Source organism: Methylobacterium sp. A49B (genome assembly GCF_053346215.1).
This window is the reverse complement of the sequence record NZ_JBKFBO010000087.1, coordinates 1-7,574: the sequence shown is the minus strand read 5'-3', so window position 1 is coordinate 7,574 and position 7,574 is coordinate 1. Positions and strand designations below refer to the sequence as shown.

Genomic DNA, 7,574 nt, shown 5'->3' with positions numbered 1-7,574 from the left:
GCTACGCTTTCAACTCGACAGATGGCAGAGTGCCGTCATCATGCCGATCCGGCCCGAGCACCGCTTCTTCTATCCGATCGACTGGGCGCAGCTCTCAGCCGTGATCCGGTTCGGCCGGGCGAGAGGCTGCTGCGAGGGCTGCGGACGGCCGCACGGGCGGACGGTCCACCACCTCGGCGACGGTCGCTGGTGGGACGCTGAAGCTAGTCGGTGGCGTGATGGCTGGGGCCGGCGGACCCGGTTAGGAGTGGAAGCCGACATTCTCCGCCGCGTACGCCACACACAGGTCGTCCTGGCTACGGCTCATCGGGATCACGACACCTCGAACAATGCGGACGCTAACCTCGCGGCCTTCTGCCAGCGCTGCCACATGATCCACGACCGCCCGGAGCATCGGAGGCGGCGCTGGCGCACACTGTTCAGGCGGAAGGCGCTGGGCGACCTGTTCGGTGGGCCCTACGCCTAGGATCGCGGCTTTAGAAGCTGGCTTGAACGTCAGCTGCTTCGACCGAGATCCAAATCGCGGATCAGGTCGCCGATCGGGTCACCTTCGGCAGCCCTCCCTTGCGGAACTGACGGCACCAGCTTGCCCGATAGTCTCGGTACCGTCCGGGCGCCCGGCGGCGGAGACACCGTTGCATGGTGCGCCAGCAGCGTCGCGCTGTCCGCCATCAGCATGGCAGGCTCGCTGCCGTGCAGCTTCCGCGGTGGGTCGGTCCAGATGGTCGGTGTAGAAGGTGCGCCAGCAGCCACTGTGATGACCCGCGTTCTGCGATCCGATCGCTCATAGTTACCTGGATGCAGGACGTGGGCAGCCACGAACAGCCCGAGGGCAGCAATCGCCGTGGTGGCGAGTGTGGATCGATAGTGTTCCATATCGGCAGAACAAACGGTCAAGCTCGACGTTCCGGCCGACCCTCTGCGATAGCTAACTGTGACTTTACAGCCGCAGGCCGCTGCTCAAACCACCCGGTAAACCACCGGCCTGAGGATGCGGTGAATTGCTTAGATAGGGCTGCAACCAAGGGGGCGCTTCAGAGTTGGAAGCCGGACTCCTGGCGGGGCCAGGATACCACGGATCCAGTCATGCCGACCGAGCTACACGACAAGGCCCACATCGACATGTTCGACCGCGCCGCTCGCGAGCACTGGGCGATGCACTTCGGGGTCACCGAGGATCGTCTGCGCAAGGCCGTGCGGATGGTCGGTTCCCGCGTCACCAGCGTCGCCGCCTACCTCGGTCATTCCGCCCGCTGACCGAGCGAGGTCGACATGGGCCGGGTAATCCACGTCAGCTCGAGCGGCGATCGGTGGGTCCTGTTGCGCGATACCGGTGATGGCCGAAGCTTCGTCCGGCACGAGGCCAATCCTGCCTCGGGAAGCCACGTCACCGAGATCGGTCTCTCCGCCTTCCTCGCTGCTGACCGTGGTGGCCCAGAGCACCAGGCGCTTTGGCAGCTGATCGTTACGCTGACGGAGGACGAGCCTACGCCGGCGACTGTAGTCGCTTAGAGCGAATTGGCACCGCCCCTAGCAGGCGTGTTTTATCGACGAGCAAGGCCGTGGCGATCTCAGCCAGCGCGACGTGCTCGATCTCAGCGATGCCATCATGATCAGCTACATCGGCTGCTACGAGGAACACGCCCTCGCGCTGCTCCGCCGGCCGTCCGGCGATCGCCGCGATCCGGCGCAGGTTGTCCGCCCGCCCTGCTCGGGTACGCGCCCGGCCGATCGCCTCGTACAGAGCCTCCTCCAGCATCAGGACGTCGTAACCCTTCTCCAGGATCGGGCTGGCCATCACACCGGTCAGGGCGGTCTCGAACTCCTCACCCGCGACCTCACCGTCGGCGACGATGACGTTGGCTGCTGCTGAGACACCAGCCTGCATCAGCGCCTCGTCGCCGGCATAGGCGGCGACCGTCTGACGGAAGCGAGTGAGGAGGTCTTGTACGAAGGGCATGCCGATGTGCCGCTGATGAACGTCGACAGCTATACGAAGGCGTGAACTGAGACTCGGGACCCACCCAGGCTGACCTGTCGCCGCCCGCTCCCGCCATGCATGCCGTGGTTCGGCGCCACGTAGGGCCGGCGCGACAAGTCGTAGAGGACGTTGCCGACCAGGCCCGCAGCTCGGCGCAGAGTCGCGCCCTCGCAGGTGGCGGCGACGCGGATGCCGATCTGATGGGTGTGGCTGCGGCCGTAGAGCCAGACGGCGAGCCTCGCCCGGGTCGCCTCCGGGATACCGTCGAGGAGATCAGTCAGCGTGGCAGGCTCGGCCCTGGTGAGGCGCGTCACGAGCCCGAGCGGCACCGGGCAATCATCTGTAAAATCTTCGGCGGTGATCAGGCGGGCTTGGGTCACGAGGATACCTGCGGGTTTACCCTCGCAGGTTCGGAGCCGGTGGTTAACGATTTCTATCGGCGGCAAGCCGCCTTTCACTTTGTGAAAAGATCATCGGCACCATGAGGCAGCGCCGCACCAGCGCATGCGCCCGATCGATCCCGTCATGGCTGGATCACCGACGAGCTGACGATCCTCCGTCTTGGGTCTATTCGCCTCGACCAGCATGGCTGCGGAGAAGCAGCACAGGATCAGGGTGGCGACCCATAGGCAGGCTTGGAGGGCACGGGCGGTACGCTTCGACATACGCGCCAGCGTGGCGACGCAGTGTTAGCGAAGCCTTTCGCATCGTTCCGGCGAGAGGGCTGCCATCATTTCGGATCGATGCCGACGTTACGAGCCATAACCCAGCCGTGCTCGCACGGGCCGGTGTACGCCTGCTCAACGGGCACGAAGATCGTCGTCTGGCAGCCAAGCAGGGCGGCTCCGTAGACGACGCCCAGCCACGGCCCGAGCTTCTCGCAGATCACGACCATGTCACCGTCGTGCAGGCGTCCGATCTCGCGGAAAGGCGCTTCGCCAGGCCCACTCTGTACCGACAGGAAATTCTCGGATTTCGACCCCACCTCGATCACACGCCCCTTCTCTGGACAGGCGTCGTCGCCGATCGAGCCACGCATCAGGATTGGCACGTTCAGGGGCGTGGTCTCCGCCCGAGCCACGCTGGGCAGCGTGAGCGCGAGAAGCAGCACGAGCCGTGATGCTATCGAGGGCATGAGGGTGCTGTGCTGCCGGAGGATTACGAAGACCGATGCCGCGATCGTCTGTCGGCGACAGAGCGGACAACGCAGCCTTTCACGAGACGATCCAATCCAGTGCCCGGACGGGCGTGCCAGAACCAGCAGCTCGCCCCCCGCGTTGATCGGCGGACGCACGGAGTTTCTGATGACCATGCCGGACCTCACCCGCTTGGCTGTGACGGAAGCCGCCCTTGCGTCCGCGGATCGGCTCTGGCGTGAAGAGATGCGCCGGACCTACGGGCCGGATGGGGTACTGGTTTACGGGTACGCTCCAGAAGGACAGGGTAGCCTCGGCACGCCGCTGCGACGCAGCTACGAAGCCCGGCGTGTTGCGGTCGCGCTATGGCGCAACGAGCGACGCCGAGCATCCTGAAGGATTGGCGCTGATGGACACCCGCCAACCCCCATCCGTCGAACCGATCGCAGAAGGGGCTCATGCCCGTGCGGTCGGCCGACCGAAGGATGCCTGTCCCTATCCAGCGGGCTCGGTCGAGCGGGCGGCGTGGCTCGAAGGGTATGACGGCACGCCCGCAGAGGACGGCCCAGATTTACCGGAAGCCGATGCCTGAAGCAGCAATTGATAAGAATTGATGCTGCGTGTCAGCTACCGATTACGCGCCGCCGCGCGCGTGCGCCATCACATAACGGCTTCAATCAGCCCGAGCGACTTCGCCTTCTCGGCCTCAATGTACCAGTTCTCCGGAGCCCGTTGCAGCACCTCCTCCATCGTCACAGATGAGCCGCGGATGAGGTTCTCGAAACCCTCGTTCTGGATGGTGATGGACGCCTCAATCTCGTTCAGCGTCGCCTTGAGCGCAGCGCCGCAGGTGGTGAGCGGGCCCTGGATATGAAGCTTCTTATCCAGCTTACGCTCGTGGATCATGAGCCGCGTTCCCCGGGTCAGGTACCGGTTCGGCCGGGCGAAAAAGCTCATGAAGGTGGTGCCTGCCGAGTAGATTGCTGCCTTGCCGAGGAAGACAAATCGGTGGTGTGGCTCCATCTCGCTGTGATACCGGATATCTTCGCCCATCATCCTTGCCACTTCCGGATCACCACCTAGAGTGGACAGTTCAATCACGACCAATTCACGTTCGCCGGCTTGCGTAAGTTGACGCCGAAAATCTTTGTACATGTCGTAATCGACCGGCCCAGATAGCAGAACGGCAGGCGTCTTGAAGGCCGAGGCGGCGAGAGACGGTAGGGTCATGGTTCGCTACGAGAGGACTGGAACGAAGACGAGTTCAGCGGCGCCTGCATGCGGCGTACCATAGGAAGCTTGAGCTCATCGAAAACGCAGCATCCCGCCTGCGTCTCGCTCGATCCTCATGGCCTCGACGAGGGCGTGAAGGTGACCGGCGTCGATCGCGGTTTCTACGAGCATGTCCTGAGCAGAGGCCAGTTGCTCGCGCAGCTCGGCGTTCTCAGCCGACAAGGACAGGAGGAGAGCGGTCACGACATCGCTCATCCGGACCCCAGCGCCGCACTCAAGCTACGGCGTGTAGCGGGGTGGATATCGGGTGGCGACAGCACTTCGTGAGCGCTCAGTACCGTTCGGTGGCCGCTATCTCCCGCAGAGCCTCCAGGGCTTGTTGCTTTCCGTCCTCTGTCACGATCATGGACCACAAGCGTAGGCATTCATCCGAGCTTAGATCAGCCCTCTTAAGCGGTGCATCGTCGAAAAACCGATCTATTGGTACATCGAGTGCCTCAGCAATTTGGCGAAGTCTAATTTGCTTCCTGACATTTGTACTCGTCATAGTGACCAAAAAATCTTGAGCCTGCGAAGGTAACTCTGCTGCTCATCAACACATTTCGGAACCGTTGGCACTGGTGGGAATATACTAGTATCGCCGACAGCAAGCAGGTCATTGATTGCGGACCAACGCCTAAGCTTTAGCGTCTGGGGGTGACCAAAGCCGGGGAGCGTTCCGTATGATCTTCGTCACAGCACCAGACGGCGAGGTAACTTACGTCAGCCTGAATTGGTGCTCGTTCACGGGGAGGGATGCTGCCTCGACCACCCGACATGGGTGGCTCGATGCCGTTCATCCGGATGATCGTGAGATCGCGGTCAATTTCCTGCGCAATGCGCGTGACCGGCAGTGTAAGTACAGCTTCCGCCATCGTCTGCGCCGAGCTGACGGGATCTACGCTTGGGTCGCCGGTGGCGCCGTCCCTTCATTCGGACCGCCCGACCATACCTTCCTCGGGTATCTCAGTTCGCTTACCGAGATCGCCGTGAGCGGTTCGGAGCCACTCGCCGCCTACGGCACGCTCGCGCGCTACGTCCCGCCACCTGCGCACCCCGCGACTACTTCCAATTCGGCGTTAGAACTCGTGGCTAATCATCTGCTGATGGCTCACAGCCTCATCGAGGAGGACGTGCCCAAGGAGATGCTGCCGGTGTTACGGCAGGCGCTGCTGATGGCAGGTACGCTGCTGGCGCGGAGCATGACCTCGCCCGATGCGGACGACCGCTTCCACTGACGCGCCTGTGGCGCGGCGGAAACACACGTCGGCGACTGCCTGTGGATGGCATCGGAAGCCTCCGATCCGTCAAGTTTTCGAGGTGAGCGTGAGGCTCCTTCTCCGACCCGGCTCTGCCATGCTCGCCATCCCCCACGCCTTCGTCCTGTATCATCGCGAGCGCCTTGCAGTGCTCGTCTCCTCAGCCTTGTTCCTGGCGGGCGCGCTGCCGCTATTCTGGGCGATCAGCTGAGGCGGCTGACGCCCGCCAGGGGCGGAACGGAAGTGTGCTATACTGCTCTAATCGACGAACCGACGGAGGTTCCGATGGACATGAAGCAGTCGATCGAGACGGCGGTCTTCGTCATCGCGGCGATCGCGCTGATCGCCAGCTTCTTCAACTTGCTGAGCCGAGAGCGGCGCCGCGAAGTCGGGTACACCTACGGCAGCGGTGGGGAGGTGGACTGGAATAGCGGCTCTTCGAACTCGTCGTCCGACACCGCCTCGTCCGTTGGTCACGGGGGCAGCAATTGCTCAGACGGCGGCTTCTCCAGTGGTGACGGAAGTTGCGGCGGTGGAGATGGCGGCGGATGAGAAAACTGAGGCGGTTATCTGCCTTGGCCGTTCGATGATCAGCGCGACTGCGCCGGCGAGGCCGCACCGAGACTAAGCGTGATCGCGCCCAGTGCTGCTCTGCCGGCGCCCGGCACACGGCCGGTCGCTACAGGAATGCTGGGGCTAGGTAGTTAACGAAGCATCACCAGGAAAAGAACGAGTCGAGACGCGGCATCATGAAGGCGAGCGTCGCACCGGCTCCAACTACGCCAGCGGCCATCACGACAAACCCCACGGCGCCGATCTCCCAATAGATTGCACGCAACCAACTGAAAGATGGCGACAAAGTTTCAGCAATTCCGATTACCACCGGATGAACCGATCCAGCGCGGGAAGGGCGGCGACGGTGAGCGCGATGGCGCCGACAGCTGCCACGAGCATGACGACCAAAGACAGGGACAATCGCACGACTCCCGGGTGGTTTCGGGGTCAACAGGTCCAGGGTGAGATCTGTGCTGTGCGACAGAATGACCGTCGTGGCGACCGATGTTGCTGGGCATGCGGTAGCTCTCGCAATGACCGCATTGACGGGGTGTTCACCTAATCGAGGTAGAGCCTCAGCAGCGACCGGTTTTCAGCACCCGATCGCCGGCAGGGCACTGCGATCCATTCCCTGGCATCGCATGACTTTGCAGGTATTGTCGCGCAGAGGCCCGTGCCTGTTCAGTCAGGTGCGGGCCTCTTGCGTTCAGCAGAGCAGCGCAGCCTGAAAGCTAAGATCAGCGCGCCTGGCCAGTAGACGAAGCTGAGCAGGGCGATCGGAACGATAGGTCGACCCTTCCACCAGACGATGATGACCGGCAGAAGCAGGCCCGGTAGCGCCACCGCGACGAAAACCCAGAACTCAAGGTCGGACAGCTCCATCTGCCACTCATAGCAGCGTCCTGCTGCTACGCTTTCAACTCGACAGATGGCAGAGTGCCGTCATCATGCCGATCCGGCCCGAGCACCGCTTCTTCTATCCGATCGACTGGGCGCAGCTCTCAGCCGTGATCCGGTTCGGCCGGGCGAGAGGCTGCTGCGAGGGCTGCGGACGGCCGCACGGGCGGACGGTCCACCACCTCGGCGACGGTCGCTGGTGGGACGCTGAAGCTAGTCGGTGGCGTGATGGCTGGGGCCGGCGGACCCGGTTAGGAGTGGAAGCCGACATTCTCCGCCGCGTACGCCACACACAGGTCGTCCTGGCTACGGCTCATCGGGATCACGACACCTCGAACAATGCGGACGCTAACCTCGCGGCCTTCTGCCAGCGCTGCCACATGATCCACGACCGCCCGGAGCATCGGAGGCGGCGCTGGCGCACACTGTTCAGGCGGAAGGCGCTGGGCGACCTGTTCGGTGGGCCCTACGCCT

The 7,574-nt window shown here is 63.4% G+C and carries 14 protein-coding genes; 7 read left to right on the top strand and 7 right to left on the bottom strand.

Annotated features, from left to right (window positions below; all coding sequences use genetic code 11):
• Positions 1-40: 40 nt before the first annotated feature.
• Positions 41-466 carry a hypothetical protein gene (locus ACLBX9_RS12225; protein WP_447719097.1) on the top strand — a complete coding sequence of 142 codons (426 nt, stop codon included), beginning with the start codon at positions 41-43 and terminating at the stop codon, positions 464-466.
• A gap of 29 nt (positions 467-495) precedes the next feature.
• Here the strand turns inward: ACLBX9_RS12225 and ACLBX9_RS12220 are convergent, their stop codons facing one another.
• On the bottom strand, positions 496-678 hold the full coding sequence (locus tag ACLBX9_RS12220) for a hypothetical protein (protein WP_447719113.1): 183 nt from the start codon (positions 676-678) through the stop codon (positions 496-498).
• A gap of 408 nt (positions 679-1,086) precedes the next feature.
• Here ACLBX9_RS12220 and ACLBX9_RS12215 point away from each other — a divergent pair, with 408 nt between their 5' ends.
• Complete coding sequence (locus ACLBX9_RS12215) at positions 1,087-1,257, top strand: DUF3606 domain-containing protein (protein ID WP_447719112.1); 171 nt, start codon at positions 1,087-1,089, stop codon at positions 1,255-1,257.
• 229 nt (positions 1,258-1,486) lie between these two features.
• Here ACLBX9_RS12215 and ACLBX9_RS12210 read toward each other — a convergent pair whose 3' ends face one another.
• The 3 genes from ACLBX9_RS12210 to ACLBX9_RS12200 all read right to left on the bottom strand — a co-directional run bounded on the left by ACLBX9_RS12210 (position 1,487) and on the right by ACLBX9_RS12200 (position 3,293).
• On the bottom strand, positions 1,487-1,960 hold the full coding sequence (locus ACLBX9_RS12210; protein ID WP_447719111.1) for a tellurite resistance TerB family protein: 474 nt from the start codon (positions 1,958-1,960) through the stop codon (positions 1,487-1,489).
• 29 nt (positions 1,961-1,989) lie between these two features.
• Positions 1,990-2,361: a hypothetical protein gene (locus ACLBX9_RS12205; RefSeq protein ID WP_447719110.1), complete on the bottom strand. Its 372-nt coding sequence runs from the start codon at positions 2,359-2,361 to the stop codon at positions 1,990-1,992.
• Between the two features lie 350 nt (positions 2,362-2,711).
• On the bottom strand, positions 2,712-3,293 hold the full coding sequence (locus ACLBX9_RS12200) for a hypothetical protein (protein ID WP_447719109.1): 582 nt from the start codon (positions 3,291-3,293) through the stop codon (positions 2,712-2,714).
• Between the two features lie 233 nt (positions 3,294-3,526).
• Between ACLBX9_RS12200 and ACLBX9_RS12195 the strand changes: the two genes are divergently transcribed.
• On the top strand, positions 3,527-3,709 hold the full coding sequence (locus ACLBX9_RS12195) for a ribosome modulation factor (RefSeq protein WP_447719114.1): 183 nt from the start codon (positions 3,527-3,529) through the stop codon (positions 3,707-3,709).
• A gap of 68 nt (positions 3,710-3,777) precedes the next feature.
• Here ACLBX9_RS12195 and ACLBX9_RS12190 read toward each other — a convergent pair whose 3' ends face one another.
• The gene (locus ACLBX9_RS12190) at positions 3,778-4,347 is read right to left on the bottom strand and encodes a peptidase S14 (protein ID WP_447719108.1); all 570 of its coding nucleotides are present in this window, start codon (positions 4,345-4,347) and stop codon (positions 3,778-3,780) included.
• A 75-nt stretch (positions 4,348-4,422) separates the two neighbouring features.
• Positions 4,423-4,605, bottom strand: a complete 183-nt coding sequence (locus ACLBX9_RS12185) for a hypothetical protein (protein WP_447719107.1) — start codon at positions 4,603-4,605, stop codon at positions 4,423-4,425.
• A gap of 467 nt (positions 4,606-5,072) precedes the next feature.
• Here ACLBX9_RS12185 and ACLBX9_RS12180 point away from each other — a divergent pair, with 467 nt between their 5' ends.
• The 3 genes from ACLBX9_RS12180 to ACLBX9_RS12170 all read left to right on the top strand — a co-directional run bounded on the left by ACLBX9_RS12180 (position 5,073) and on the right by ACLBX9_RS12170 (position 6,200).
• Positions 5,073-5,627, top strand: a complete 555-nt coding sequence (locus tag ACLBX9_RS12180; protein ID WP_447719106.1) for a PAS domain-containing protein — start codon at positions 5,073-5,075, stop codon at positions 5,625-5,627.
• An 88-nt stretch (positions 5,628-5,715) separates the two neighbouring features.
• Positions 5,716-5,859 carry a hypothetical protein gene (locus ACLBX9_RS12175; protein WP_447719105.1) on the top strand — a complete coding sequence of 48 codons (144 nt, stop codon included), beginning with the start codon at positions 5,716-5,718 and terminating at the stop codon, positions 5,857-5,859.
• A gap of 74 nt (positions 5,860-5,933) precedes the next feature.
• Complete coding sequence (locus tag ACLBX9_RS12170) at positions 5,934-6,200, top strand: hypothetical protein (RefSeq protein ID WP_447719104.1); 267 nt, start codon at positions 5,934-5,936, stop codon at positions 6,198-6,200.
• A gap of 684 nt (positions 6,201-6,884) precedes the next feature.
• Here the strand turns inward: ACLBX9_RS12170 and ACLBX9_RS12165 are convergent.
• A complete protein-coding gene (locus ACLBX9_RS12165; RefSeq protein ID WP_447719103.1) occupies positions 6,885-7,085 on the bottom strand; it encodes a hypothetical protein in 201 nt (66 codons plus the stop codon).
• Positions 7,086-7,150: 65 nt separating this feature from the next.
• Here ACLBX9_RS12165 and ACLBX9_RS12160 point away from each other — a divergent pair.
• A partial coding sequence (locus ACLBX9_RS12160; RefSeq protein ID WP_447719097.1) for a hypothetical protein occupies positions 7,151-7,574 on the top strand: 424 nt, incomplete at its 3' end.

Excerpts from the sequence above, each read along its gene's own strand:
- ACLBX9_RS12225 (WP_447719097.1), top strand. The coding sequence starts at position 41 with ATGCCGATCCGGCCCGAGCACCGCTTCTTCTATCCGATCGACTGGGCG.
- ACLBX9_RS12220 (WP_447719113.1), bottom strand. The coding sequence starts at position 678 with ATGCTGATGGCGGACAGCGCGACGCTGCTGGCGCACCATGCAACGGTG.
- ACLBX9_RS12215 (WP_447719112.1), top strand. The coding sequence starts at position 1,087 with ATGCCGACCGAGCTACACGACAAGGCCCACATCGACATGTTCGACCGC.
- ACLBX9_RS12210 (WP_447719111.1), bottom strand. The coding sequence starts at position 1,960 with ATGCCCTTCGTACAAGACCTCCTCACTCGCTTCCGTCAGACGGTCGCC.
- ACLBX9_RS12200 (WP_447719109.1), bottom strand. The coding sequence starts at position 3,293 with ATGGTCATCAGAAACTCCGTGCGTCCGCCGATCAACGCGGGGGGCGAG.
- ACLBX9_RS12195 (WP_447719114.1), top strand. The coding sequence starts at position 3,527 with ATGGACACCCGCCAACCCCCATCCGTCGAACCGATCGCAGAAGGGGCT.
- ACLBX9_RS12190 (WP_447719108.1), bottom strand. The coding sequence starts at position 4,347 with ATGACCCTACCGTCTCTCGCCGCCTCGGCCTTCAAGACGCCTGCCGTT.
- ACLBX9_RS12185 (WP_447719107.1), bottom strand. The coding sequence starts at position 4,605 with ATGAGCGATGTCGTGACCGCTCTCCTCCTGTCCTTGTCGGCTGAGAAC.
- ACLBX9_RS12180 (WP_447719106.1), top strand. The coding sequence starts at position 5,073 with ATGATCTTCGTCACAGCACCAGACGGCGAGGTAACTTACGTCAGCCTG.
- ACLBX9_RS12170 (WP_447719104.1), top strand. The coding sequence starts at position 5,934 with ATGGACATGAAGCAGTCGATCGAGACGGCGGTCTTCGTCATCGCGGCG.
- ACLBX9_RS12165 (WP_447719103.1), bottom strand. The coding sequence starts at position 7,085 with ATGGAGCTGTCCGACCTTGAGTTCTGGGTTTTCGTCGCGGTGGCGCTA.